This is a genomic window from Pseudomonas sp. NBRC 111119 (assembly GCF_001320125.1).
GTDB classification, from domain to species: domain Bacteria; phylum Pseudomonadota; class Gammaproteobacteria; order Pseudomonadales; family Pseudomonadaceae; genus Aquipseudomonas; species Aquipseudomonas parafulva.
Genome location: NZ_BCAV01000047.1, coordinates 33,901 through 57,870 on the forward strand (window position 1 = coordinate 33,901; position 23,970 = coordinate 57,870).

Here is a 23,970-nt window from a genome sequence, read left to right on the forward strand (position 1 = left end):
GGGTTACGCCACCGCTTCATCTTCCTCGAAACCGCGTGATGCCCGGCCTACCAGCAGGGCATCCGGCGCGTGGGCCACGCGGTGGTCTTTGCCGGGGTAGTCCAGCGAGTGCAGGAAGTGGCGGATGCAGTTGATGCGCGCGCGTTTCTTGTCATCGGACTTGATCACCGTCCAGGGCGCATCTGCGGTGTCGGTGTGGAAGAACATGGCCTCCTTGGCGGCGGTGTAGTCTTCCCACTTGTCCAGCGACTTGATGTCGATGGGCGACAGCTTCCAGTGCTTCAGCGGGTCGTCGCGGCGCGAGATGAAGCGGCGCAGCTGCTCTTCGCGGTTTACCGAGAACCAGTACTTGAACAGCAGAATGCCGCTGTTGCACAGCATGCGCTCCAGGTCTGGCGCCTGGCGCATGAATTCCAGGTACTGCAGCGGCGTGCAGAAGTCCATCACCCGCTCGACCCCGGCGCGGTTGTACCAGGAGCGGTCGAAGAACACCATTTCCCCGGCCGTGGGCAAATGCTGCACATAGCGCTGGAAGTACCACTGGCCCTTTTCCTGTTCCGAGGGCTTTTCCAGGGCAACGATGCGCGCACCCCTCGGGTTCAGGTGTTCCATGAAGCGCTTGATGGTCCCGCCCTTGCCAGCCGCGTCGCGCCCTTCGAACAGAATCACTACCCGCTGCCCGGTGTCCTTCACCCAGCTCTGTACCTTCAGCAGTTCGATTTGCAGGGCGTGCTTGGCCTTTTCGTAATCCTGGCGTCGCAGCCGCGTGCGGTACGGGTAGCTCGCCGGTAGCCGGGCCGAGGTGCTGTCTTCGGTGCTGCCCTTGGGCGCGCTGGCCACTTCAAGCGCGGCGGGTGCCTGGCTGACCTGGGTGATGGCAGGTTCAGGCTTGCGCTGACGAGGGCGGCGCGTGCGTGTGGGGGTGGCGGCGGATGGGGCGGGGGCGGGGAGTTGCAGGGGGGCGTCTTCGCTCATGGAGGTCCTTGCGCAGTCGGTACGGGTTCCACAAGACATGCTAAGGGTGAGGAAGGGATGGCTTTTTGATGTTGGTCAAGACAGGCCACTGGTATCTGCGAGGGGTGGCCATTAAACGTCTGCGAACACGGCAATCATTTTTCACGGACAACAAAAAACCCGCACTAGGCGGGTTTTTTGTTGTCGCTTCGGGTAACTTTGCAACCACCAGAAGCTGAAGGTGGTGCCCAGAGACGGAGTCGAACCGCCGACACGAGGATTTTCAATCCTCTGCTCTACCGACTGAGCTATCTGGGCGACGAGGTGAATTAAATAGACTTTCAGACCGCTCGTCAACGACTTTTTGAAAAAATTTTAAATCAATTCCGTCGCTTACGTTCCTTGGGGTCATTCCGAGGGTGGCACGTAGCCTTCGGCCTGGGCGTACTCTTCGCCGGCGAAAAACTTGTCCATCTCGGCCTGGAGGAATTTGCGGTCCTCGGCGTTCATCATGTTCAGGCGCTTTTCGTTGATCAGCATGGTCTGGTGTTTCTGCCAGTCGGCCCAGGCCTTCTGCGAGATGTGATCGAAGATGTCCTGGCCCTTGGCGCCGGGGTAGGGCGGGCGGTCCAGGCCGGGCAGTTCTTCGTTGTACTTGCGGCACATCACGGTGCGGGTCATCAGGCATCTCCTGCAATCAGTTCGTCGGCTGCACGTTTCAGCAGCTTCTTCACCGGGGCAGCGAGGCCCAGGCGGGGTGGGGTGGCGAGGTTATACCAGAGCCAGTCGGCCTCGGCCACGTGCTCGCCGACCGGGTCGACGCGCACCAGCCAAGGCTCGATGGCCAGCTGGAAGTGGCTGAACGTGTGGGTAAGGCCGCCCAGGGCGCGGCTACCCGCCAGGCGCAGGCCGTGCTGGTAGGCCAGGTCGTCGAGCTGGGCGATGTCGTCCAGCTCCGGCAGGCTCCACAACCCGCCCCACAGGCCGCTGGAGGGGCGGCGGTACAGCAGGATGTCGCCCTTGGCATTGGCCAGCAGCGGCATCAGCGTGCGCCGCTGCGGCAACGCCTTGCGTGGCTTGGGCTCGGGGTAGCGGGTTTCTTCACCATGCAGGTGTGCCTCGCAGCCACGGCGCACCGGGCAGATCAGGCAACTGGGCTTGCTGCGGGTACACAGGGTGGCCCCCAGGTCCATCATCGCCTGGGTGTAGTGGTTGGCGCGCTGCTGCGGGGTGAAGCGCTCGGCCGTTGCCCACAGCTGGTTGGCGACCTTGGGCTCGCCTGGGTAGCCGGCCTGGGCGGTGAAGCGCGCCAGTACGCGCTTCACGTTACCGTCCAGGATCGGCGCACGGATGCCCATGCTGATGCTGGCGATGGCCCCGGCGGTGGAGCGGCCGATGCCGGGCAGCTCGGTGAGCTGTTCGACGCTGCGCGGGAACTCGCCGCCGTGCTGCTCTACCACCATTCTGGCGGCCTTCTGCAGGTTGCGGGCGCGGGTGTAGTAGCCCAGGCCCGTCCACAGGTGCAGCACTTCGTCTTCTGGGGCTTCGGCCAGCGCCTGCACGGTCGGCAGCGCCTGCATGAAGCGGTCGAAGTAGTTGAGCACGGTGCTCACCTGGGTTTGTTGCAGCATGATTTCGGACACCCACACCCGGTACGGGTTGATGCCCTGTTGCCAGGGCAAGTCGTGGCGGCCGTGCTGGTCATACCAGCCCAGCACAGCGCTGGAGAACTGCTCGGGGGTCATCGCTTGAACAGCCCCTTGAGCGCGTCTTTAAGTTCCGGGCTCACTTTGTCTCCGAGTTTTTCATCGAGCTTTTCATCAATCTTGTCCTTCAGGCGGTTGCCGGCCAGCTTGGCCGCGACCTTGCCCATGCCTTCCTGGTCCAGGCGGCAGGCCTTGGCGCCCAGCTCCAGCGGGCCACGGCAGCGCAGCGGCAGTTCCACACCCACGTAGCGTTCGTTCACCTGGCAGGCAGGGTCGGGCATGGCGCGCTGGTCGCCTTCCACGATCACGCCCACGTTGTAGTCCATGCCCAGCACGCGCAGGTCCACGTCACCGTGGCCGTTCACGGTAAGGCCAGGGATACGCACCTTCAGGTCGGGGTTGCTGGCCACACCGTTGCGCACCACCACGCTGCCGCGCAGCTCCTGGAACGGGGTGTCCTTGCCGCGTGGTTCGCCACTGAGCGACTTGCGGTTGAGCGTGGCGATGGCCTGGCACAGCTGCTGTTCCAGGTTGGCATTGACCAGCACGCCGTCATTGATGGTGAAGTTGGCGTTGCCGTTGAGGGTGTCCACCAGCGCCTTCTGGCTGTTGCCGGTGGCCGTCAGGTCGCTGGACAGGGTCAGCAGGCCTTTCAGCGGCGGGGTCTGCTGCTTGCCGTCGGTCTTGATGAAGTGCTCCACCGGCACCCGCTGGATACGGGTGTTCACCCCCAGTTGCGGCACAGCAGGGCGCACGTCTACCGTGCCCTTGGCCTCGAAGCTGCCGTTGTACAGGTCACCGCGCAGGGTTTGCAGGGTCAGCAGGCCGCCCTGGCCGTTGGCGGTAAGGCGGGCATTGCTGATCGGCAGCTTGTCCAGGGTCAAGGCGCCGAAGCTCAGGTCGGCCTGCAGGTCCAGGGCCCGCAGGCGGTCCACCGGCAGCAGCTTGTCACTGCTCCAGGCAACCTGGGTGGGGGCGTTGGGCAGCGGTGTGCTGCCGGCACCGGCCACGGCACTGGCCTCCTGCTGCTGCACTTCGGCCTGGCGCGCGGCGGTGGCGCCTTTGGCCTCCTGGCTTTTGGCCGGCAGATAGCGGTCGGCGTCGAAGGTGTCGCCCTTCAATTGCACCCGCAGGGCTTGCTTGGCGAAGTCCTCGATGGCTACGCGGCCGGTGAAGGCGCTGGCGTCCAGCTTCACTGCCAGGTCTTCAAGGGCCAGGCTGTCTTGCGTGCCTTGCAGGCGGGTCACCAGCTCCAGCTTGGTGAGTGCCGTGGCGTCATTGGTGGCCGGCAGCGGATGGCCGATGCTGTCCATGAACGCGCGCAGGTCGAACTGGGCGATGGACAGGCCGCCGCTCACTTGCGGCGCCTTGTCCAGGTCACGCAGGTTCAACTCGCCAAGGGCGCGCAGCTGGTTGGCCGACACCTTCAGGCCGTTCCACGAGGCGACGTTGGCGCCCTGGTCCAGCAGCAGTTGGCCCTGGGCGGCAAAGGTTACGGTCTTGCCGCCGGTAGGCTCACCCGAGGTTTCGCCCGACAGGCGCATGTCCTCCAGGTTGTAGCGCTTGAGCTTGCGGTCAAACCGCAGCTCGCCGGCAAGCTCGGTGCGGGCCTTGATGTTCGGCTGGCTGGCGCTGATGAAGGCGCTGGCCTTGAGCGGGATGTTCACGCCTTCATGCACGGGGCCGGTGCTCAGCTGGATGCTTTCGGCGTTGTAGCTGTTGCCGGTGCGCGCGTCGGTGTACTGCACGCGGGCGTTGTTCACGGTGAGGCTGTCGATATCCAGCTTCACCGGGCGCTCGTTGCCGTCGGCAGGCCGAGGTTGGTCGCCGGCCGCAGGTGTGGCGTCGGCTTGCGCAGCCTTGCCCGGCTCGCCCTGGGCCGGCAGCGGCTTGCCGATATCTTCCCAGTTGCCATGGCCCTGTTCGTCGCGTGCTAGGGTCAGGTTCAAGCCTTCGACGCGCACGTCGCTCATCTGCACTTCGCGACGCAGCAAAGGCAGCACGCGCACAGACAGGCCGAGCATCTGCAAGTCGGCGAAGGGCTCCTTGGGCGTGTTCAGGGTGGCGATGCTGGCTTCATGCAGCTCCAGCCCAAGCCATGGGAACAGGCTCCAGCCGATGTCCCCGTTGAGGGTCAGCTCCACATGAGCCTTGTCGCGTGCCAGCTGGCGAATCTCGTCTTTGTAGTCGTTGGGATCGAAGAGGTGGGTCAGGGCGAAGCCCAGCGCCACGATGATCAGCAACAACCCGAGAAGCCCGAGGCCCAGGATTTTGCCGAACGCTTTCATGGGCGAGTCCTTGTAGTCCGATTTTGAATTCAAGCGGCAGAGTATAGCGCCGCAGCGCCTATCCTACGCATGCATCGGATAGGACGGCTTCAATCGGCACTGCCGCTATGGCAAGCAGAGGAGTGTTTGGATCTTGCCAGGCAGGACCGGTTCAGCTGCGCCACAATAAGCGATATCAGATTGCTTTCATCCAGCGCTGATGCTGCTACCCTTGCGCCGCTTTGCCTGCACTTACCTATAAAAAAAGGATCACGTCCATGAGTAGTACTGTCTCGACGGGGGCACCGGCCAGCGCGCCAGGCTTCCTGTCCAAGGAGCGCATTATCGCCCGGCCGGGCTTCAACCGCTGGCTGGTACCGCCGGCGGCGCTGGCCATCCACCTGTGCATCGGCATGGCCTATGGCTTTTCGGTGTTCTGGCTGCCGCTGTCCCAGGCCCTGGGAATCAGCGCACCGGTGGCGTGTGCCCCGGACATGAGCTTCATCGCCAAGCTGTTCAGTGCCGACTGCGACTGGCCGATTTCGATGCTCAGCTGGATCTACACCCTGTTCTTCGTCTTCCTGGGCTGCTCGGCGGCCGTGCTGGGTGGTTGGCTGGAGCACGCGGGTCCGCGTAAAGCCGGCCTGGTATCGGCCCTGTGCTGGTGCGGCGGCATGCTCATCTCTGCCATTGGCGTGAAAACCCATCAACTGTGGCTGATGTGGCTGGGCTCTGGGGTTATTGGCGGTATCGGCCTGGGCCTGGGCTATATTTCGCCGGTTTCGACGCTGATCAAGTGGTTCCCGGACAAACGCGGCATGGCCACCGGCATGGCGATCATGGGCTTTGGCGGCGGCGCGATGGTGGGTGCACCCTTGGCCACTGCGCTGATGGGCCACTTCGGCAACGCGCATGAAGTGGGCGTGTGGCAGAGCTTCGTGGCCATGGCGGCGATCTACTTTGTGTTCATGACCGCCGGCGCCCTGGCGTACCGGGTGCCGCCAACCGGCTGGAAGCCCGAAGGCTGGGTTGCCCCTGCGAAGAAAGCAGGCAACAGCATGGTCACCGACCGCCACGTGCACGTCAGCGTGGCCTGGAAAACGCCGCAGTTCGCGTTGATCTGGCTAGTGCTGTGCCTGAACGTGTCGGCCGGTATCGGCATTATCGGCATGGCTTCGCCCCTGCTGCAGGAAGTGTTCGCGGGCAAGCTGCTGGGCAACGAGCTTACCTTCAGCGAACTGAACGCCGCGCAACTGGCGCAGATTGCAGCCATCGCTGCGGGCTTCACCGGTTTGCTAAGCCTGTTCAACATTGGTGGGCGGTTCTTCTGGGCATCGTTCTCGGACTACATCGGCCGCAAGAACACCTACTTCGCCTTCTTTGCCCTGGGCGTGGGCTTGTACAGCCTGGTGCCGAACATGGGGCACCTGGGCAACGTGGCACTGTTCGTCGCGGCCTTCTGCATCATCCTGTCGATGTACGGTGGTGGCTTTGCCACCGTGCCGGCTTACTTGGCTGACCTGTTTGGTACGCAGATGGTCGGTGCCATCCATGGTCGCCTGCTGACTGCCTGGGCGGCGGCGGGTGTACTGGGGCCAGTGCTCATTACCTACCTGCGCGAGTCGCAGCTGGCGGCGGGCGTGGCGCGGGCGGCGGCTTACGACATGACGCTGTACATCCTGGCCGGCCTGCTGGTGCTGGGCTTTATCTGCAACATGCTGGTACGCCCGGTGGCAGACAAGCACTTCATGACCGATGCCGAACTCGCCGCCGAGCGTGCGCTCAGCCACGACAAGGGCGCCGATGAGGCACGCTCGCTGGAGTGGAAGCCAGCACCGGGCAGCCTGCCGTTGGTGTTGCTGGCGTGGGCGGTGGTGGTTGTGCCGCTGGCGTGGGGCGTGTGGATCACCTTGCAGAAGACTGCCGTGTTGTTCCATTGACCTGATCGCGGGCTGCGTTCCCACCGGGTAGGTTGCGGTGGGAGCGAGCTTGCTCGCGATGCTCACATCCCAGCTTGTATAGACCTGTAACGCCATCCATCCCCCGCAATTACTGGCTCTGCCATATGTCATGCGCGTTCCAAGCCGGCGCCATCTGGGCCTATAATGGAGCCCTTTTCGCCCCATGATTTTTGCGGAGCTGGTGATGGTCGAACGTAAGGCTTCCGTCGAGCGCAACACCCTGGAAACCCAGGTCAAGTGCTCGATCAACCTCGATGGCAGTGGCAAGGCCCGATTCGATATCGGTGTGCCTTTCCTTGAACACATGCTGGACCAGATCGCCCGCCACGGGCTGATCGATCTGGATATCGAGTGCAAGGGCGACCTGCATATCGACGATCACCATACCGTCGAAGACGTCGGTATCACCCTGGGCATGGCGTTCGCCCAGGCCATCGGCGACAAGAAAGGCATCTTCCGCTATGGCCACGCTTATGTGCCGCTGGATGAAGCCCTGTCGCGGGTGGTCATCGACTTCTCCGGGCGCCCGGGCCTGCAGATGCATGTGCCGTATACCCGTGCCAGCGTCGGTGGCTTCGATGTCGACCTGTTCCAGGAATTCTTCCAGGGCTTCGTCAACCACGCCCTGGTGACGCTGCACATCGACAACCTGCGTGGCCACAACACCCACCACCAGATCGAAACCGTGTTCAAGGCTTTCGGCCGCGCGCTGCGCATGGCCATCACCCTCGACGAGCGCATGGCCGGGCAGATGCCATCCACCAAAGGGTGCCTGTAAATGCAGACGGTAGCCGTAATCGACTATGGCATGGGCAACCTGCACTCGGTGGCCAAGGCGCTGGAGCACGTCGGTGCCGGCAAGGTAGTGGTAACCAGCGACGCCGCGGTCATCCGTGAGGCTGACCGCGTGGTGTTCCCCGGTGTGGGCGCCATCCGCGACTGCATGGCCGAAATCCGCCGCCTGGGCTTTGACAGCCTGGTGCGCGAAGTCAGCCAGGACCGCCCGTTCCTGGGTATCTGCGTAGGCATGCAGGCCCTGCTGGAGCACAGCGAAGAAAACGATGGTGTCGACTGCATCGGCATGTTCCCTGGGCAGGTGCGGTTCTTTGGCAAAGGCCTGCAAGAAGACGGCGAGCACCTGAAGGTGCCGCACATGGGCTGGAACGAAGTCAGCCAGAGCATCGACCACCCGCTGTGGCACGACATCCCTGACCGGGCGCGCTTCTACTTCGTGCACAGCTACTACATTAACGCCGGCAAGCCGGGGCAGGTAGTCGGCCGTGGCCACTACGGCGTCGACTTCGCCGCTGCCCTGGCCGATGGCTCACGCTTCGCCGTGCAGTTCCACCCGGAAAAAAGCCATACCCATGGCCTGCAGCTGCTGCAGAACTTCGTTGCCTGGGACGGGCGCTTTTAAACCCCAGCTTCAAGCTTCGAGCTGCAAGCGCCAAGCAGGAGCGCGCAGCTCGAACAACCGCGTGCAAGCTTGTAGCTTGAGGCTTGCAGCTTGTGAATTTTGAGGAACACACATGCTGATTATCCCCGCTATCGATCTGAAGGACGGCGCCTGCGTGCGCCTGCGCCAGGGCCGCATGGAAGACTCCACGGTATTCTCCGACGACCCGGTAAGCATGGCCGCCAAGTGGGTCGAAGGTGGCTGCCGCCGCCTGCACCTGGTCGACCTCAACGGCGCCTTCGAAGGCCAGCCGGTCAACGGTGAGGTGGTCACTGCCATCGCCAAGCGTTACCCCACCCTGCCGATCCAGATCGGCGGCGGCATCCGCTCGCTGGAAACCATCGAGCACTATGTCAGGGCGGGCGTCAGCTACGTCATCATCGGCACCAAGGCGGTAAAGCAACCTGAATTCGTTGCCGAGGCGTGCAAGGCGTTCCCTGGCAAGGTCATCGTGGGCCTGGATGCCAAGGACGGCTTCGTCGCTACCGATGGCTGGGCCGAAGTCAGCTCGGTGCAGGTGATCGACCTGGCCAAGCGCTTCGAGGCCGACGGCGTCTCGGCGATCGTCTATACCGACATCGCCAAGGACGGCATGATGCAGGGCTGCAACGTGCCCTTCACCAAGGCCTTGGCCGAAGCGACTTCGATCCCGGTAATCGCCTCGGGCGGCATCCACAACCTGGGCGACATCAAGGCCCTGCTGGACGCCAAGGCCCCGGGTATCATCGGCGCCATCACTGGCCGTGCCATCTACGAAGGCACCCTCGACGTCGCCGAGGCCCAGGCCTTCTGCGACAACCACTAAGAGCGGCAAGCGGCAAGCGGTAAGCTGCAAGAGGGTGAGCGCTATACCAGCCGCTCTTCACTTGAAGCTTGAAGCTTGCCGCTTGCAGCTGCCGTCAGGAGCCTGACCCATGGCTTTAGCCAAACGCATAATCCCTTGCCTGGACGTGGACAACGGCCGCGTGGTCAAGGGCGTCAAGTTCGAGAACATCCGTGATGCCGGCGACCCGGTGGAAATCGCCCGTCGCTACAACGAGCAGGGTGCCGACGAAATCACCTTCCTCGACATCACCGCCAGCGTCGATGGGCGTGACACCACCTTGCATACCGTGGAGCGCATGGCCAGCCAGGTGTTCATCCCGCTGACCGTGGGCGGCGGCGTGCGTACCGTGCAGGACATCCGCAACCTGCTCAATGCCGGTGCCGACAAGGTTTCGATCAACACGGCTGCGGTGTTCAACCCGGAGTTCGTTGGCGAGGCGGCGGACCGTTTTGGTTCCCAGTGCATCGTGGTGGCAATCGATGCCAAGCAGGTGTCTGGCCCTGGTGAACAACCCCGTTGGGAGATCTTCACCCATGGCGGGCGCAAGCCGACCGGGCTGGATGCCGTGCAGTGGGCGATGAAGATGGAAGCGCTGGGGGCCGGTGAAATCCTGCTGACCAGCATGGACCAGGACGGCATGAAAAACGGTTTCGACCTGGGCGTTACCCGGGCCATCAGCGATGCGCTGAGCATCCCGGTGATTGCCTCGGGGGGTGTGGGTAACCTGCAACACCTGGCCGATGGCATTCTGGAAGGGCACGCCAGTGCGGTGCTGGCGGCCAGTATCTTCCACTTTGGCGAATACACGGTGCCTGAGGCCAAGGCCTACATGGCTTCGCGCGGGATCGTTGTTCGTTGAGCCATTGATTGGGGCTGCTGCGCAATTCCCGTAGGAGCGAGCAAAGCTCGCGATGGGCCGCCAGGCGGCCCCAATCAAATCAACCGTGGTTCTTGCCAAGCAAAGCGTGATACAGCTCGGTATCCCCCAGAATCCCGACCACCTTGTCGTTCTCCTGCAACACCAGCTTGTTACCGGTGTGGTAACGAATCTGCAGCGCTTCACGCATGCCGATATCTGCATGCACCAAAGTCGGCCTGCGGCCCAGCCCTTCCACCGCCTGACCTGGCGCCCAGTTCTGCATTTCCAGCCCGTTCTGCCCTTGGCGGGCACGGGTGATGGAATTGCCTTCGCCCAGGTCCAGCCACGAATCGCCGCTCGGGTCCAGGCAAACCGAGCCGTTGACCCGTTTGCAGTTGTCCAGGCTACGCATCAGGCTGCGGCCGCACAGTACGTTCAGCGGGTTGGTGTGGGCGACGAAGGTACGCACGTATTCGTCGGCCGGGTTCAGCACGATCTCTTCCGGCTTGCTGTACTGGATGATGCGGCCATCTTTCATGATCGCAATACGGCTACCCAGCTTCAGGGCTTCGTCCAGGTCGTGGCTGACGAACACGATGGTTTTGTTCAGTTTGCTCTGCAGGGTCAGCAGCTCATCCTGCAGGCCCTGGCGGATCAGCGGGTCGAGTGCCGAGAACGGTTCGTCCATCAGCAGGATGTCGGCGTCCATCGCCAGCGCCCGGGCCAGGCCCACGCGCTGCTGCATGCCACCGGAAAGCTCGTCCGGCTTCTTGTTGCGCCACTGGGCCAGGCCCACCAGCTCCAGCTTCTCGTCTACCAGCTTGCGCCGTTCCTTTTCCGGGCGGCCCTGCATTTCCAGGCCGAAGCTGATGTTCTCGCGCACCGTCAGCCAGGGCATCAGGGCGAACTTCTGGAACACCATGGCGATGCGCTTGGTGCGCATCATCTTCAGCTCGGCCGGTGTGCAGTGGGCAATATCGATGTGCTTGCCTTCGTGCTCCACGAACAGCTTGCCGCGGCTTACCGTGTTCAGGCCGTTGATGCAGCGCAGCAGGCTGGATTTACCCGAGCCGGACAACCCCATCAGTACGCAGATCTCGCCTTTCTGGATATCCAGGTTGGCCTTTTCCACGCCTACCACCAGGCCGGTCTGCTTGAGGATCTCTTCGCGGGTTTTGCCCTGGTCCAGCAGCGACAGCGCTTCGCGCGGCTTGTTGGAGAAGATGACGTCGACGTCTTCGAACCGAATGATACTCATGCTTCACCCCTTGCCGGCAGTTCCGGTTGCTTGCAGATACGGTCGAGCATGATTGCCAGCAGCACGATCGCCAGGCCCGCTTCGAAGCCCAGGGAGATATCAGCGGTGTTCAGTGCGTTGACCACAGGTTTGCCCAGCCCGTCCGCGCCCACCAGGGCGGCGATCACCACCATCGACAGCGACAGCATGATGCACTGGGTGACGCCAGCGGCGATGCTCGGCATCGCGTGCGGCAGTTCGATACGGGTGAGCAGTTGGCGGCGCGAGCAGCCAAATGCCTTGCCGGCATCCATCAGCTCCTGCGGGACGTCGCAGATGCCGAGGTAGGTAAGGCGGATGGGCGCCGCGATGGCGAACACCACGGTGGAGATCAGCCCCGGCACAACGCCCAGGCCAAACAGGGTCAGGGTAGGGATCAGGTAGACGAAGGTGGGTACCGTCTGCATCAGGTCCAGGACCGGGCGCATGGCGGTGTAGAACATCGGCTTGTGCGCCGCGACGATGCCCAGCGGCACGCCGATGGCCACGCACACCACCGTGGCGAACGAGACCTGTGCCAGTGTTTCCATGGTTTCTTGCCAGTAGCCCAAGTTGAGGATCAGCAGGAACGACAGGGCAACGAATGCAGTCAGCGACCACTTGCGCTGGATCAGGTGGGCCAGGGCGGCGAACAGGGCGATGAGAACGAGCGGGTTGAACCAGGTCAGGGCACTGGTGACGCCATGGATCATGAATTCCAGGCCCTGCGCAATGGCGTCGAAATAATTCGCGCCATGCTGGGTCAGCCACTCGACGAACGAGGACATGTACTGGCCCAGCGGTATTTTTTGATCAATAAGCATGATAGCGAGCTTCCACCTGCGTAGATTGAAATCAACCCGGGGCGGGCACGGTCCTGCCCCGAGGTAGCGCTACTGCGTAGTTCTTCTATTGAGTGAGTTTTGCCTTGGCCGCCTCCAGGCCAGGCTTGCCATCCACGGTGGTCACGCCCGCCAGCCAGGTATCCAGCTTGCCGGGGTTGTCCTTGATCCACTTCTTGGCGGCTGCATCGGGCTTCATCTTGTCGTCTAGCACGTAGCCCATCATGGTGCTCTCGTCCTTCAGGTCGAAAGCCAGGTTCTTCAGCAACTGGCCCACGTTGCTGCATTCCTGCACGTAGCCCTTGCGGGTGTTGGTGTACACCGTTGCCTTGCCGAATTCAGGGCCGAAGAAGTCGTCCCCACCGGTGAGGTACTGCATCTTGAAGCGGGTGTTCATGGGGTGGGGTTCCCAGCCCAGGAACACGATGGCCTCGCCGCGCTTCTGCGAACGGTCGACCTGGGACAGCATGCCGGCTTCGCTGGACTGGACGATGGTGAAGCCGGCGTCCTTCAGGCCGAAGGCATTCTTGTCGATCATGCTCTGGATGGTGCGGTTGCCATCGTTGCCCGGTTCGATGCCGTAGATCTTGCCCTTGAGCTCATCCTTGAATTTGGGAATGTCGCTGAAGTCCTTCAGGCCCTTGTCATACAGGGCTTGCGGCACGGCCAGGGTGTATTTGGCGTTTTCCAGGTTGGCGCGCACGGTCTCGACGGTACCGGCATCGCGGTACTGCTTGATGTCGTTTTCCATGGTCGGCATCCAGTTGCCGAGAAACACGTCCAGGTCTTTGCCGGCTGCCAGCGACTTGTATGTCACCGGCACCGAAATCATCGTGGTGTGGGTCTTGTAACCCAGGGCTTCGAGCACAGCGCTGGTGGTAGCCGTGGTTACCGTGATGTCGGTCCAGCCGACATCCGAAAACCTGACCGTCTGACACTGTTCGGGCTCTGCAGCCTGGGCCAGCAGTGGTGCGGACAGCAACGCCACCAGCAACAGCGAGGGTGAACCTTTCATGGATGGACTCCTGTGATTTTGTCTTCGGGTTCGCGTGTTTCGCCGGGCTTCTGAGGGACCGGTCGATCAGGCCTGCAGAGGGCAGGTTGCGTGGCCGTGCTTTACGAGTCGCTTTCGATAATCCTCCAGCGCCGGGCAATCGCCTACTGGTGGGGTCGTATCCAGTACGCAACGGGTCGTATCCAGTATTGGCGATGTCGCTTATAGGTTCTTCTCCCCCTCCAGCCGTATTTTTGCGTCACCAGGCCGCTGGAAAACGGCGTAGCGGGCGCTGTTACCAGGCCAGAACAGCGCGGCGCTGGCGGACAAAACTACGTCGGTTGCAGACGGCGAGGGGGGCGGTAAAAGCCCGATGATGCGTGCATTCAAGGTGGGCCGCTGTTTGAGCCTAGCAGTTGCCCCACCCTGCGCATGGCGCGCAGAGACAAGCCCAGCAAGAGGTGATTCAACAATGGCCATCAGCGTGTTCGACCTGTTCAAGATCGGTGTCGGGCCTTCCAGCTCGCACACCGTCGGCCCCATGCGTGCCGGCGCCCTGTTCGTCCAGGGGCTGCGCGAGCGTGGCGAGCTGGACCACGTGAAACGGATCGAGGTGCGCCTGTATGGCTCACTGTCGGCCACCGGTGTGGGGCACGGCACCGACAGCGCCACCATCATGGGGCTGATGGGCGAATGGCCCGATGCAATCGACCCTACCCAGATTGCCCCGCGCATCGCCGACCTGCGTGAAACCAATACCCTGCAGCTCGACAATGGCCGCCCCATCGAATTCGTCTGGGCCCGGGACATGCTGCTGCTGGACGAGAACCTGCCCTACCATCCCAATGCCATGACCCTGGTCGCCGAAGGTGAGCAGGGCGAGCTGCACCGCGACACCTACTACTCGGTAGGCGGCGGCTTTGTGGTGGATGCGGCCCAGGCTGCCAGCGGCGTGCTGGACGCCGACCAGACGGTGCTGCCGTACGATTTCAACAGCGCTGCCGAACTGCTCAGCCTGTGCAAGCAAAACGACCTCAGCGTGTCGCAATTGATGATGGCCAACGAGAAGGTGTGGCGCAGCGAGGCAGAGATCCACGCGGGCCTGCACAAGCTGTGGGCTGCCATGCAGGAATGCGTGAACAATGGCCTGAAGTACGAAGGCACGTTGCCCGGTGGCCTGAACGTCCGCCGCCGTGCCGCCAAGCTGCACCGCAGCCTGCAGGAAATCGGCAAGCCCAATGTGATTGGCTCCACCATGAGCGCCATGGAGTGGGTGAACCTGTTCGCCCTGGCGGTCAACGAAGAGAACGCCGCTGGCGGGCGTATGGTTACGGCACCCACCAACGGTGCCGCCGGTATCATCCCGGCGGTGTTGCACTACTACATGCGCTTTAGCGATGAAGTGAACGAGTCCAACGTTGTCGACTTCTTCCTGGCAGCGGCAGCGGTGGGCATCCTGTGCAAGAAAAACGCGTCCATCTCGGGCGCCGAAGTGGGCTGCCAGGGCGAAGTGGGCTCGGCCTGCGCCATGGCGGCGGCGGGCCTTGCCGAAGTGCTGGGCGCCACCCCTCCGCAAGTGGAGAACGCTGCAGAAATCGCCCTGGAGCATAACCTGGGCCTCACATGTGACCCGGTGGGGGGGCTGGTGCAGGTGCCGTGCATCGAGCGCAATGCCATTGCTGCGGTCAAGGCCATCAATGCGGTGCAAATGGCCCTGCGCGGCGACGGTGAGCACTTCATTTCGCTGGACCAGGTTATACGCACCATGCGCGATACAGGCGCCGACATGCACGACAAGTACAAGGAAACCTCGCGCGGTGGCCTGGCGGTCAGCGCAATCGAGTGCTGAGTATCCAGCCTGGCGTTACGGGCCATTGCGGGCAAGTCCGCAATGGACCCAAAGCGTTTTAACAAGGTGCAAAAGCACCCTTCCTGCCCCATTTCGGCGCGGCGCTACCCCTACCGATCGTCAGATGTCGCAATCGATGTTGGCATTGTCGGTGACACTTAAAAGTGTCGTTTCTGGGCAGCCTGCACATTCCGTGTCACCAAACTGCTCAGGGGTTACACGCATGGCGCCTAGCTCGCCGCTTTTGGCGCAGCCGCCAACTTGTAGGAAACGCCTGATTTTGCCGACTCAATAGGTCGTTTTCAGGTTTTTTCGAATAGCCGTTCAATTTCAGGCACGGCGTTTGCGTAGATATTGGTCAACAGGCCCTGCACACCATCAAGCGGGGCAATAACAAGAAATCAGTGCCCGCCTGAGGCACACCCTGCATTTGTGTGAGGAGAAACCGCGATGACGTCGTACACCTCCGGGAACCCAGCCCAGAACCGCACAGCACCCCAGTCCATCGGGTTTCTTCTATTGGACAACTTCACCCTGATTTCACTGGCGTCGGCGGTAGAGCCGCTGCGCATGGCCAACCAGCTGTCTGGCCGTGAGCTGTACCGCTGGCACACGCTCACTGTGGACGGAGGCCAGGTCTGGGCCAGCGATGGCTTGCAGATTACCCCGGACGCGGCCATGCACAGCGCGCCCCCCATCGACACCGTGATCGTCTGCGGCGGCGTGGGCATCCAGCGCACTGTTACTCGTGAGCATGTCACCTGGCTGCAAGCCCAGGCCCGCCAGTCGCGCCGCCTGGGTGCGGTGTGCACCGGCAGTTGGGCGTTGGCCTGTGCCGGCCTGCTCGATGGTTTCGATTGCAGCGTGCACTGGGAATGCCTGGCCGCCATGCAGGAAGCCTACCCACGGGTGAACATGAGCACCCGCCTGTTCACCCTCGACCGTAACCGCTTCACCAGCTCTGGCGGTACCGCGCCCCTGGACATGATGCTGCACCTGATCAGCCGCGATCATGGCCGTGAGCTGTCGGCGGCGATTTCCGAGATGTTCGTGTACGAACGTATTCGTAACGAGCAGGACCACCAGCGCGTACCGCTCAAGCACATGCTGGGTACCAACCAGCCGAAGCTGCAGGAAATTGTCGCCCTGATGGAGGCCAACCTCGAAGAGCCGATCGACCTGGACGAGCTGGCGGTTTACGTGGCGGTGTCGCGGCGACAGCTGGAGCGGCTGTTCCAGAAGTACCTGCATTGTTCGCCATCACGCTACTACCTGAAGCTGCGCCTGATCCGCGCCCGGCAGCTGCTCAAGCAGACGCCCATGTCGATCATCGAGGTGGCGTCGGTGTGTGGCTTCGTTTCCACGCCGCACTTCTCCAAGTGCTACCGCGAGTACTTCGGCATTCCGCCGCGTGACGAGCGTGTGGGCTCCAACACCACCCAACAGGTGGCGATGATGCCGATCCCGCAGGCGATTACCCTGTCGCCCCACAGCGGGCCGATGGCTGCCTTGAGCCAGGCGCGCAACGAGTCGACGTTTGCCAGCGTAAGGCTTTGACACGGCACTGGCTCTTTCGCGGGTTTGCCCGCGAATGGGCCAGTACGGAGAAAAGGTCCCTCAGGCGCGCTTGCTGAACTGTGCCAAGGCCGGCAGCAGCTGCTTGTCGATTGCCTGGCGCACCGCCGGCAAAATGGTCGCGCTCCCGGTGTACATCTGCTCTACCATCCCTTTCAACGCCCGTGCATTGGGTTCCGTGAGCCCGCGCACCACAGCTTCGCAAGCCTGCTCCGCGGTAGCCCCGGCTGGTATGTCGAACCCGCGTGCGCGCAGGTGGCCTGCAAGGTCGTCCTGGTCAATCAAATCGGCATGCATCATGGCTGTTATCCCTTTTATCGCGAAGAGAGTGCTGCGTGATTTACGACCGATTCTGTGACGGGTACGACACGCCCGCAACCTCAGAATGCAGGGGTGGCCGCTTTGGCTAAGAACAGGTCGTTTCCGGCTAAATCCCCCCGCCATGAAGTGCGCACACTCAAGCCATCTACCGAAGCGGAGGGTTTGGTCACCCTCACACGTGCACAGTGGATGTTGCTCGCTCTTGGCCCCGGATGCTCACGGCTTTCCGGGGTTATTTTTTTGGTCATGTAATGCCAATCACCCGCTGTACGTAGACTGCGGCTGGCAGATCCTGCTGCCCTAGAGCGAGCCCCTGCAGTAGCCCGATACTCTGCTCACTGAAAGGTGCAGATCGTGGGCCTGCCAAGTCCACATGCAGCAGTAGCTGCTCACTGGCCGCCAACACTTCATCGAACCCTGATCGGTGCAGGCTGTGATACACATGCAGGCGCTTGCGATCAAAAGCGATGATCTGCGTTTGCACCCACACCTCTGTGCCCAGCTTCACCTCATGCAGATAATTGATATGGGCCTCAAGGGTGAACAGCGAATTACCGCTCTGTTCTCGGTGGTCGGCATCCAGCCCGATGCGTTCCATCAACGCATCGGTGCCGTAACTGAAAATCAGCAGGTAGAACGCATCGCGCAGGTGCCCGTTGTAATCGACCCATTCCTCACGGACTTGGGTGCGGTAGGTGATCAGTGCCGGCATCGAATTCTCCTCAATCACCAAAAGCCATGCCATGGCGGGCTTTGCTGGCCTGGACGGCGCCCAGCACCGCCAGCAGGGTGTCATCCCGGTAACGCTCGAGGGCTGCAATGCTGCGCTCGCCCAGTTGCTCCGAGGTGCCTTCCACCACATCGTCGATCAGCTTGTCGGTGAGCTCTGGCGCTGGCAGGTAGGTCCAGGGCAGCTTGAGTGCCGGGCCGAACTGCGACATGAAATGGCGCATGCCGGCGTCGCCACCCGCCAAGGTGTAAGTGAGGAAGGTGCCCATGAACGACCAGCGCAGGCCAGCGCCAAAGCGTATGGCGTCGTCGATCTCCCCGGTGGTGGCCACGCCGTCATTGACCAGGTGCAGGGCTTCGCGCCATAGCGCCTCCAGCAAGCGGTCGGCGATAAAGCCTGGCACCTCTTTGCGCACATGCAGGGGGCGCATGCCGAGGGCGGTGTAGATGGTTTTCGCCGCGTCGATGGCCGCAGGGGAGGTGTGCTTGCCGCCGACGATTTCTACCAGCGGCAGCAGGTAGACCGGGTTGAAGGGGTGGCCGACCAGGCAGCGCTCGGGGTGCCTGGCCGATTCATAGAATTCGCTGGGCAGCAGGCCCGATGTGCTGCTGCCGATAATGGCATCGGGTTTGGCGGCGGCGCTGATTTGGGCGTGCAAGTCTAGCTTGAGGTCCAGGCGCTCGGGGGCGCTTTCCTGGATAAAGTCAGCGTCCCGCACGCACGCTTCGATAGTGCTCACAAATCGCAGGCGGGCCTGTGACGCGCCCGGCGCCAGGCCTTGTTGCTGTAATGCAGGCCAGGCATTGGCAATACGTTTGCGCAAGGCCTGCTCGGCACCCGGCGCCGGGTCCCAGGCGACCACATCCAGGCCGTGGGCGAGGGCGCGGGCCACCCAGCCGCTGCCGATTACGCCGCTGCCCAAGGCGGCAAACGTCTTGATCTCGGTGATGAAGGTCATGGTTGTCTCCCAATAGAGTCAGCGGCGTTTGAGGTTCATCTTTTCCCGGCCTTCGGCAGGGGTCAGCACGCGGGCGCCAAGGCGGGAGATGATCTCCACCGCGCGCTCGACCAACTGGCCGTTGCTGGCCAGTACGCCCCGGTCGAGGTAAAGGTTGTCTTCCAGCCCCACCCGCACGTTGCCACCCAGCAGCACCGCCTGCGCCGCCATGGGCATCTGCATGCGGCCGATGCCGAATCCGGCCCAGGTGACGTTGGCCGGCAGGTTGTCGACCATCGCCTTCATGGTGGTGGTGTCTGCGGGCGCGCCCCATGGGATACCCAGGCACAGCTGGAACAGCGGGTCGTGCAGCAGGCCTTCCTTCATCATTTGCTTGGCAAACCACAGGTGGCCGGTGTCGAAGATCTCCAGCTCGGCTTTTACCCCCAGCTCGGTGATGCGTTTGGCCCCGGCGCGCAACTGGGCTGGGGTGGACACGTAGATCGAATTGCCGTCGCCGAAGTTGAGCGTGCCGCAGTCCAGGGTGCAGATTTCCGGCAGCAGGGCTTCCACGTGGGCCAGGCGCTCCAGCGGGCCGACCAGGTCGGTGCCCGGGCCGAAGGCCATGGGGTTTTCAGCGGGGCCGATTTCCAGGTCGCCGCCCATGCCGGCGGTGAGGTTGACGATGATGTCCACATCCGCTTCGCGAATGCGCTCCATGACTTCGCGGTACAGCGCCACGTCACGGCTGAAGCGGCCCGTTTGCGGGTCGCGGACGTGGCAGTGCACGACGGTGGCGCCGGCTTTGGCGGCTTCCACGGCAGCAGCGGCGATTTGTTGCGGGGTGACGGGGACCAGGTGGCTTTTTGAGGCGGTGTCGCCCGCGCCGGTGAGGGCGCAGGTGATGATGACGTCGTGATTCATGGCGTGTTCCTTGTGTTGTCTGTGCTGGTCTTTTCGCGGGTAAACCCGCTCCCACAGGGGGCCGTTTGGTCTCCTGGACTATGCGTAACCTGTAGGAGCGGGTTTAGCCGCGAAGGGACTGGATCAGTTGGCGGTAAGCTTGAGGTTGTCCGCAGCCGGCTTACCGTCGAAGGTGGTCACCCCCTCAAGCCAGCGGGCCTTGTCTTCGGGATGGTCCTTGAGCCACTGGCGGGCCGATTCGAGCGCGTCCTTGTGGTCGAGCAGCGGTTGCATCATGCGGCTCTCGTCCTCGGCGCTGAACGTGAGGTTGGCCAGCAGGCGGTTGGCGTTGGGGCAGCGCTCTGCGTAGTCGGGTGCGGTTACGGTCCATACCGTCGCGCGGCCTTCATCAGGCCCAAGTGCGCCCTGGCTGTCCCCCAGGTAAGCCATGTCGATGTTCACGTTCATGGGGTGGGGCGTCCAGCCAAAGAACACCACCGCTTCCTTGCGGCGCACGGCGCGGTCTACCGCCGCGAGCATGCCGGCCTCGCTGGACTCCACCAGCTGGAACTTGCCCAGGCCGAACTGGTTGTTGCTGATCATCGCCTTGATCTGGGTATTGGCGCCGGAGCCGGGCTCGATGCCGTAGAGCTTGCCGCCCAGTTCCTTCTCGTATTTATGAATGTCGGCGAAGGTTTTCAGGCCCTTGTCGTACAGGTACTTGGGCACCGCCAGCGTGGCGCGAGCATCCTCCAGGCTTGGCTTGGCCAGTACCTTCACCTGGTTGGCGTCGATGAAAGGCGTAATGGTCTGGGTCATGATCGGGTTCCAGTAACCCAGGAACATGTCCAGGCGCTTGTCGCGGATACCGGCGAAGATGATCTGCTGTGACGCGCTGGTCTGCTTGGTCTGGTAGCCAAGGCCGTCGAGCAGCACCTGGGCGACGGCGCTGGTGGCGATGACGTCGGTCCAGTTGACCACGCCCAGGCGCACGTTCTTGCAGGCTGCAGCGTCAGCGGCGTAAGTGGGGGCAACGGCGATGCTGCTCAGAGCGAGTGTTAACAAGCTGCGGCGGATCAAGCTGTGCATGGTGGCTCTCCATCGGCAGTGCATATTTTTATGGGGGCCGGCCTCTTTGGGGCGGTGTGAACACGCTACGCTGCTGGCAGGGTGGAAAATCGCACCCTGGCGACCAACAGTTGCACGGAGGCGACCACCTTTGCCGTGGAGCATGCAATGCCGCAAATCATTCATTTCCTATTGCTACCCGGCTTCTCGGCCATGGGGTTCATCAGTGCGCTGGAGCCGCTGCGGGTAGCCAACCGCTTCCGCGGGCCGTTGTACCGGTGGCAGGTGCTGAGCCTGGATGGTGGGCCAGTGCAGGCCAGCAACGGCATGTCGGTGAACGCCGACGCAGCACTGGGGGCAGGTGAGCCCTGCGCCATGCTGTTGATCGTGGCCGGGTTCGAACCCTTGGCCCGCTATGGCACGGCGCTGCAGCAGGCGCTGCGCCGCCTGGACCACGGCGGGGTGGTGTTGGGCGGTATTGATACCGGCGCCGTGGTGCTGGCCCAGGCGGGCCTGCTCGACGGGCATCGCGCCACGGTGCACTGGGAGGCGCTGGATGCGTTTCGCGAGAATTACCCAGACCTGCAAGCCACCCAGGAGCTGTTCGAGATCGACCGGCGGCGCATCACCTGCGCTGGCGGCACGGCGTCGATCGACATGATGCTCGACCTGATCGCACAGGCCCATGGTGCCGAGCTGGCGGTGGAGGTGTCTGAACAGTTCGTGCTCGGGCGTATCCGTCAGCGACAGGACCACCAGCGTATGCAGATTGCCAGCCGCTATGGCATCAGCAACCGCAAGCTGGTGAAGGTGATCGGCGAAATGGAGCGCAACACCGAACAGCCGCTCAATACACAGGTGCTGGCTGAAAGCGTCCAGGTGACGCGTCGGCAACTGGAGCGGCTGTTTCGCCTGCATCTGGGCGATACCCCCAGCGGTTTCTACCTGCGTTTGCGTTTGGAAAAAGCGCGGCAGTTGTTGCGCCAGACCGACATGAGCGTGCTGGAGGTGGGGGTGGCTTGCGGGTTTGAATCGGCTTCGTACTTTACCCGCTGTTACCGGGCGCGGTACCAGCGTTGCCCGCGCACGGATCGGGCGGGCAGGGCAGTGTGATTTCCGCGTGAGAGCCGCATCGCGGATTTATCCACAATAAGGTCAGACCAGCCTCATTGCTGACCAATGGACTGCAGGTACTCTGACCGGTCATCGCTGCGTTGCGCCACACAGGTATCCCACGCCGCCTGGAACGCCTTGCTGCCCTTCTTCTCGGCAAAGGTTTCCACCTTGCAGTCGGCATCGCGCAACTGAGCCCATAGCTTCTGCGCCGCGTCCAGTTGCCCTACCAAGGCGCTCACCTGGGTGCCCTGGTCGGCGTACTGGTCGCGCACACGCTGGATCAGGTCATCGTAAGCCGCTTGCAGTTCCCGCTCGGCGGCCTGCTTGCTGAAGGCTGCACAGGCGTAGGTCTGCTGGTCGGTTTCGACGTTGTCGCAAGGGGTGCTTTCTTCTTCCGCTGCGTGTGCGCCAGACACCGCCGCCAGCAGTACCATCCATGCCATTGCTTTCATCCGTATTCTCCTCGCCAAACTGATGAATGGCCGGATTCTCGCTCAGCCGCTCGCCGGGCGATAGCTCTTCGGCAAAATGTTCATCAACAGGGCTGTCCAGGTTGTTATCGAGACTGTCTCTCATTGCCGAAAACCCCGCCAGAGGGCGGCTTGTCGCGCATTGACGCTTTCGGCAAACCCCCTGTCGTTTTTGCATCGGGGCGCCTCGGGCCGCAGGCATATGCTGGCCCCAAAGCGCCGGCACAAGGTTTGGCGCCACCCATTCAATAAAAGGGGACGCCTGATGAGCCCAGCCGAATTACACGCCGACAGCATCGTCATCGATGGCCTGATCATCGCCAAGTGGAACCGCGAGCTGTTCGAGGACATGCGCAAAGGTGGCCTGACCGCCGCCAACTGCACCGTGTCGGTCTGGGAAGGCTTCAAGGCGACCGTCGACCAGATTGCCGCCAGCCAGAAGCTCATCCGCGAGAACAGCGACCTGGTGATGCCGGTGCGTACCACCGCCGACATTCGCAAGGCCAAGGAACTGGGCAAGACCGGCATCCTCTTCGGCTTCCAGAACGCCCATGCGTTCGAAGACCAGATTGGCTACGTCGAGATCTTCAAGCAGCTGGGCGTGGGCATCGTGCAGATGTGCTACAACACCCAGAACCTGGTAGGCACCGGCTGCTACGAGCGTGACGGTGGCTTGTCTGGCTTTGGTCGCGAGATCGTTGCCGAAATGAACCGCGTGGGCATCATGTGCGACCTGTCCCACGTTGGCTCGAAAACCTCCGAAGAAGTCATCCTCGAATCGAAAAAGCCGGTGTGCTACTCCCACTGCCTGCCGTCCGGGCTCAAGGAGCACCCGCGCAACAAGTCCGATGAAGAGCTGAAGTTCATCGCCGACCACGGCGGCTTCGTGGGTGTGACCATGTTTGCACCGTTCCTGGCCAAGGGTATCGATTCCACCATCGACGACTACGCCGAGGCCATCGAGTACACCATGAACATCGTTGGTGAAGATGCCATCGGTATCGGTACCGACTTCACCCAGGGTCACGGCAAGGAATTCTTCGAATACCTCACCCACGACAAGGGCTACGCCCGCCGCCTGACCAACTTCGGCAAGATCATCAACCCGCTGGGCATCCGTACCGTGGGCGAGTTCCCCAACCTCACCGAAACCTTGCTCAAGCGCGGCCATTCCGAGCGCGTGGTCCGCAAGATCATGGGCGAGAACTGGGTCAACGTATTGAAAGACGTCTGGGGCGAATAAGCCGCTCTCCAAGCCTGAAGCCCCTGCCAGCAACGCCGGGGCAACCCAATAAAAATTTTTCTGGAGTTGAGTTTCCATGGCCAAGATCGCCCCGCAATTGCCAATCGAAGTCGACAGCGAAACCGGTGTGTGGACCAGCGACGCCCTGCCGATGCTGTACGTACCGCGGCATTTCTTCGTCAACAACCACAAGGGTATCGAGGAAGTCCTGGGTGCCGACAAGTACGCCGAGATCCTCTACAAGGCCGGCTACAAATCTGCCTGGCACTGGTGCGAGAAAGAGGCCGAGTGCCACGGCCTGGAAGGCGTCGCGGTATTCGAGCACTACATGAAACGCCTGAGCCAGCGGGGCTGGGGCCTGTTCGAGATCCAGGACATCGACCTGGACAAGGGCACCTGCAGCGTCAAGCTCAAGCACTCTGCATTCGTATACGTCTATGGCAAATGCGGCCGCAAGGTCGACTACATGTTCACCGGCTGGTTCGCCGGCGCCATGGACCAGATTCTCGCTGCCCGCGGCAGCTCGATCCGCACCGTTGCCGAACAGGTGTACGGCGGGTCGGAAGAAGGCCACGAAGATGGCCTGTTCGTAACGAAGCCGTTGTAAGCCGGAGATA

The 23,970-nt window shown here is 62.6% G+C and carries 23 protein-coding genes and 1 tRNA gene; 10 read left to right on the top strand and 14 right to left on the bottom strand.

The genetic code is table 11. The features are described 5' to 3' along the window. Nucleotides 1-3 precede the first annotated feature (3 nt). The 5 genes from ppk2 to APH25_RS17640 all read right to left on the bottom strand — a co-directional run bounded on the left by ppk2 (nucleotide 4) and on the right by APH25_RS17640 (nucleotide 4,948). The gene (gene ppk2 / locus APH25_RS17620) at nucleotides 4-975 is read right to left on the bottom strand and encodes a polyphosphate kinase 2 (RefSeq protein WP_060482821.1); all 972 of its coding nucleotides are present in this window, start codon (nucleotides 973-975) and stop codon (nucleotides 4-6) included. Nucleotides 976-1,196: 221 nt separating this feature from the next. Beyond that, nucleotides 1,197-1,272: transfer RNA gene (locus APH25_RS17625), tRNA-Phe, on the bottom strand. 90 nt (nucleotides 1,273-1,362) lie between these two features. Further along, entirely contained in the window at nucleotides 1,363-1,635 is a 273-nt protein-coding gene (locus APH25_RS17630; protein WP_028635309.1) for an oxidative damage protection protein, read from the bottom strand. Continuing rightward, entirely contained in the window at nucleotides 1,635-2,699 is a 1,065-nt protein-coding gene (mutY, locus tag APH25_RS17635; protein WP_060482822.1) for an A/G-specific adenine glycosylase, read from the bottom strand. The genes APH25_RS17630 and mutY overlap by 1 nt, the downstream gene beginning before the upstream one ends. Then, complete coding sequence (locus APH25_RS17640) at nucleotides 2,696-4,948, bottom strand: AsmA family protein (RefSeq protein WP_060482823.1); 2,253 nt, start codon at nucleotides 4,946-4,948, stop codon at nucleotides 2,696-2,698. Before APH25_RS17640 ends, mutY begins: the two co-directional genes overlap by 4 nt. A 257-nt stretch (nucleotides 4,949-5,205) precedes the next feature. Between APH25_RS17640 and APH25_RS17645 the strand changes: the two genes are divergently transcribed. The 5 genes from APH25_RS17645 (at nucleotide 5,206) to hisF (ending at nucleotide 10,029) form a co-directional block, all read left to right on the top strand. Beyond that, nucleotides 5,206-6,867: an OFA family MFS transporter gene (locus APH25_RS17645; protein WP_028635306.1), complete on the top strand. Its 1,662-nt coding sequence runs from the start codon at nucleotides 5,206-5,208 to the stop codon at nucleotides 6,865-6,867. 205 nt (nucleotides 6,868-7,072) lie between these two features. After that, a complete protein-coding gene (hisB, locus tag APH25_RS17650; protein WP_028635305.1) occupies nucleotides 7,073-7,666 on the top strand; it encodes an imidazoleglycerol-phosphate dehydratase HisB in 594 nt (197 codons plus the stop codon). Continuing rightward, the gene (hisH, locus tag APH25_RS17655; protein WP_060482824.1) at nucleotides 7,667-8,305 is read left to right on the top strand and encodes an imidazole glycerol phosphate synthase subunit HisH; all 639 of its coding nucleotides are present in this window, start codon (nucleotides 7,667-7,669) and stop codon (nucleotides 8,303-8,305) included. Nucleotides 8,306-8,417: 112 nt separating this feature from the next. Next, the gene (gene hisA / locus APH25_RS17660) at nucleotides 8,418-9,149 is read left to right on the top strand and encodes a 1-(5-phosphoribosyl)-5-[(5-phosphoribosylamino)methylideneamino]imidazole-4-carboxamide isomerase (RefSeq protein ID WP_060482825.1); all 732 of its coding nucleotides are present in this window, start codon (nucleotides 8,418-8,420) and stop codon (nucleotides 9,147-9,149) included. A gap of 109 nt (nucleotides 9,150-9,258) precedes the next feature. Continuing rightward, the gene (hisF, locus tag APH25_RS17665) at nucleotides 9,259-10,029 is read left to right on the top strand and encodes an imidazole glycerol phosphate synthase subunit HisF (protein WP_028635302.1); all 771 of its coding nucleotides are present in this window, start codon (nucleotides 9,259-9,261) and stop codon (nucleotides 10,027-10,029) included. Between the two features lie 79 nt (nucleotides 10,030-10,108). On the opposite strand, the gene choV is transcribed toward hisF, so the two are convergent. The 3 genes from choV to APH25_RS17680 all read right to left on the bottom strand — a co-directional run bounded on the left by choV (nucleotide 10,109) and on the right by APH25_RS17680 (nucleotide 13,162). Beyond that, entirely contained in the window at nucleotides 10,109-11,287 is a 1,179-nt protein-coding gene (gene choV / locus APH25_RS17670) for a choline ABC transporter ATP-binding protein (RefSeq protein WP_060482826.1), read from the bottom strand. Next, nucleotides 11,284-12,132, bottom strand: a complete 849-nt coding sequence (choW, locus tag APH25_RS17675) for a choline ABC transporter permease subunit (protein ID WP_174435893.1) — start codon at nucleotides 12,130-12,132, stop codon at nucleotides 11,284-11,286. The genes choV and choW overlap by 4 nt, the downstream gene beginning before the upstream one ends. An 82-nt stretch (nucleotides 12,133-12,214) precedes the next feature. Next, on the bottom strand, nucleotides 12,215-13,162 hold the full coding sequence (locus APH25_RS17680) for a choline ABC transporter substrate-binding protein (RefSeq protein WP_060482827.1): 948 nt from the start codon (nucleotides 13,160-13,162) through the stop codon (nucleotides 12,215-12,217). A gap of 451 nt (nucleotides 13,163-13,613) precedes the next feature. Here APH25_RS17680 and APH25_RS17685 point away from each other — a divergent pair, with 451 nt between their 5' ends. Together APH25_RS17685 and APH25_RS17690 are read left to right on the top strand one after the other, a co-directional pair. Next, nucleotides 13,614-14,990 (top strand): L-serine ammonia-lyase, encoded by a 1,377-nt coding sequence (locus tag APH25_RS17685; RefSeq protein ID WP_028635298.1) that lies wholly within the window; start codon nucleotides 13,614-13,616, stop codon nucleotides 14,988-14,990. Between the two features lie 450 nt (nucleotides 14,991-15,440). Continuing rightward, on the top strand, nucleotides 15,441-16,547 hold the full coding sequence (locus tag APH25_RS17690; RefSeq protein ID WP_060482828.1) for a GlxA family transcriptional regulator: 1,107 nt from the start codon (nucleotides 15,441-15,443) through the stop codon (nucleotides 16,545-16,547). Nucleotides 16,548-16,607: 60 nt separating this feature from the next. On the opposite strand, the gene APH25_RS17695 is transcribed toward APH25_RS17690, so the two are convergent. The 5 genes from APH25_RS17695 to choX form a co-directional block, all read right to left on the bottom strand. Further along, nucleotides 16,608-16,865, bottom strand: coding sequence for a hypothetical protein (locus APH25_RS17695; RefSeq protein WP_028635296.1), 258 nt, complete (start codon nucleotides 16,863-16,865; stop codon nucleotides 16,608-16,610). 265 nt (nucleotides 16,866-17,130) lie between these two features. Further along, a complete protein-coding gene (locus APH25_RS17700) occupies nucleotides 17,131-17,598 on the bottom strand; it encodes a thioesterase family protein (protein ID WP_060482829.1) in 468 nt (155 codons plus the stop codon). Between the two features lie 10 nt (nucleotides 17,599-17,608). Continuing rightward, nucleotides 17,609-18,574 (bottom strand): L-carnitine dehydrogenase, encoded by a 966-nt coding sequence (locus APH25_RS17705; protein WP_060482830.1) that lies wholly within the window; start codon nucleotides 18,572-18,574, stop codon nucleotides 17,609-17,611. 18 nt (nucleotides 18,575-18,592) lie between these two features. Further along, nucleotides 18,593-19,477: a 3-keto-5-aminohexanoate cleavage protein gene (locus APH25_RS17710; protein ID WP_028635293.1), complete on the bottom strand. Its 885-nt coding sequence runs from the start codon at nucleotides 19,475-19,477 to the stop codon at nucleotides 18,593-18,595. A 123-nt stretch (nucleotides 19,478-19,600) separates the two neighbouring features. Then, entirely contained in the window at nucleotides 19,601-20,545 is a 945-nt protein-coding gene (gene choX, locus APH25_RS17715; RefSeq protein WP_028635292.1) for a choline ABC transporter substrate-binding protein, read from the bottom strand. Between the two features lie 147 nt (nucleotides 20,546-20,692). Between choX and APH25_RS17720 the strand changes: the two genes are divergently transcribed. Then, entirely contained in the window at nucleotides 20,693-21,637 is a 945-nt protein-coding gene (locus tag APH25_RS17720; RefSeq protein WP_028635291.1) for a GlxA family transcriptional regulator, read from the top strand. A 53-nt stretch (nucleotides 21,638-21,690) separates the two neighbouring features. On the opposite strand, the gene APH25_RS17725 is transcribed toward APH25_RS17720, so the two are convergent. Continuing rightward, nucleotides 21,691-22,092 (bottom strand): lysozyme inhibitor LprI family protein, encoded by a 402-nt coding sequence (locus APH25_RS17725; RefSeq protein WP_060482831.1) that lies wholly within the window; start codon nucleotides 22,090-22,092, stop codon nucleotides 21,691-21,693. A gap of 283 nt (nucleotides 22,093-22,375) precedes the next feature. Here APH25_RS17725 and APH25_RS17730 point away from each other — a divergent pair, with 283 nt between their 5' ends. Then, nucleotides 22,376-23,353 carry a dipeptidase gene (locus APH25_RS17730; RefSeq protein WP_028635289.1) on the top strand — a complete coding sequence of 326 codons (978 nt, stop codon included), beginning with the start codon at nucleotides 22,376-22,378 and terminating at the stop codon, nucleotides 23,351-23,353. 76 nt (nucleotides 23,354-23,429) lie between these two features. Next, on the top strand, nucleotides 23,430-23,960 hold the full coding sequence (locus APH25_RS17735) for a DUF5943 domain-containing protein (protein ID WP_060482832.1): 531 nt from the start codon (nucleotides 23,430-23,432) through the stop codon (nucleotides 23,958-23,960). The last annotated feature ends 10 nt before the right edge of the window (nucleotides 23,961-23,970 follow it).

Bases quoted from the DNA above. Each gene is read 5' to 3' on its own strand.
- APH25_RS17640 (WP_060482823.1), bottom strand. From the start codon at position 4,948: ATGAAAGCGTTCGGCAAAATCCTGGGCCTCGGGCTTCTCGGGTTGTTG.
- APH25_RS17720 (WP_028635291.1), top strand. From the start codon at position 20,693: ATGCCGCAAATCATTCATTTCCTATTGCTACCCGGCTTCTCGGCCATG.
- APH25_RS17705 (WP_060482830.1), bottom strand. From the start codon at position 18,574: ATGACCTTCATCACCGAGATCAAGACGTTTGCCGCCTTGGGCAGCGGC.
- APH25_RS17690 (WP_060482828.1), top strand. From the start codon at position 15,441: ATGACGTCGTACACCTCCGGGAACCCAGCCCAGAACCGCACAGCACCC.
- hisA (WP_060482825.1), top strand. From the start codon at position 8,418: ATGCTGATTATCCCCGCTATCGATCTGAAGGACGGCGCCTGCGTGCGC.
- APH25_RS17700 (WP_060482829.1), bottom strand. From the start codon at position 17,598: ATGCCGGCACTGATCACCTACCGCACCCAAGTCCGTGAGGAATGGGTC.
- mutY (WP_060482822.1), bottom strand. From the start codon at position 2,699: ATGACCCCCGAGCAGTTCTCCAGCGCTGTGCTGGGCTGGTATGACCAG.
- APH25_RS17730 (WP_028635289.1), top strand. From the start codon at position 22,376: ATGAGCCCAGCCGAATTACACGCCGACAGCATCGTCATCGATGGCCTG.
- APH25_RS17630 (WP_028635309.1), bottom strand. From the start codon at position 1,635: ATGACCCGCACCGTGATGTGCCGCAAGTACAACGAAGAACTGCCCGGC.
- APH25_RS17695 (WP_028635296.1), bottom strand. From the start codon at position 16,865: ATGATGCATGCCGATTTGATTGACCAGGACGACCTTGCAGGCCACCTG.
- hisF (WP_028635302.1), top strand. From the start codon at position 9,259: ATGGCTTTAGCCAAACGCATAATCCCTTGCCTGGACGTGGACAACGGC.
- APH25_RS17725 (WP_060482831.1), bottom strand. From the start codon at position 22,092: ATGAAAGCAATGGCATGGATGGTACTGCTGGCGGCGGTGTCTGGCGCA.
- ppk2 (WP_060482821.1), bottom strand. From the start codon at position 975: ATGAGCGAAGACGCCCCCCTGCAACTCCCCGCCCCCGCCCCATCCGCC.
- APH25_RS17685 (WP_028635298.1), top strand. From the start codon at position 13,614: ATGGCCATCAGCGTGTTCGACCTGTTCAAGATCGGTGTCGGGCCTTCC.
- APH25_RS17710 (WP_028635293.1), bottom strand. From the start codon at position 19,477: ATGAATCACGACGTCATCATCACCTGCGCCCTCACCGGCGCGGGCGAC.
- choV (WP_060482826.1), bottom strand. From the start codon at position 11,287: ATGAGTATCATTCGGTTCGAAGACGTCGACGTCATCTTCTCCAACAAG.
- APH25_RS17735 (WP_060482832.1), top strand. From the start codon at position 23,430: ATGGCCAAGATCGCCCCGCAATTGCCAATCGAAGTCGACAGCGAAACC.
- choX (WP_028635292.1), bottom strand. From the start codon at position 20,545: ATGCACAGCTTGATCCGCCGCAGCTTGTTAACACTCGCTCTGAGCAGC.
- hisB (WP_028635305.1), top strand. From the start codon at position 7,073: ATGGTCGAACGTAAGGCTTCCGTCGAGCGCAACACCCTGGAAACCCAG.
- APH25_RS17680 (WP_060482827.1), bottom strand. From the start codon at position 13,162: ATGAAAGGTTCACCCTCGCTGTTGCTGGTGGCGTTGCTGTCCGCACCA.
- APH25_RS17645 (WP_028635306.1), top strand. From the start codon at position 5,206: ATGAGTAGTACTGTCTCGACGGGGGCACCGGCCAGCGCGCCAGGCTTC.
- hisH (WP_060482824.1), top strand. From the start codon at position 7,667: ATGCAGACGGTAGCCGTAATCGACTATGGCATGGGCAACCTGCACTCG.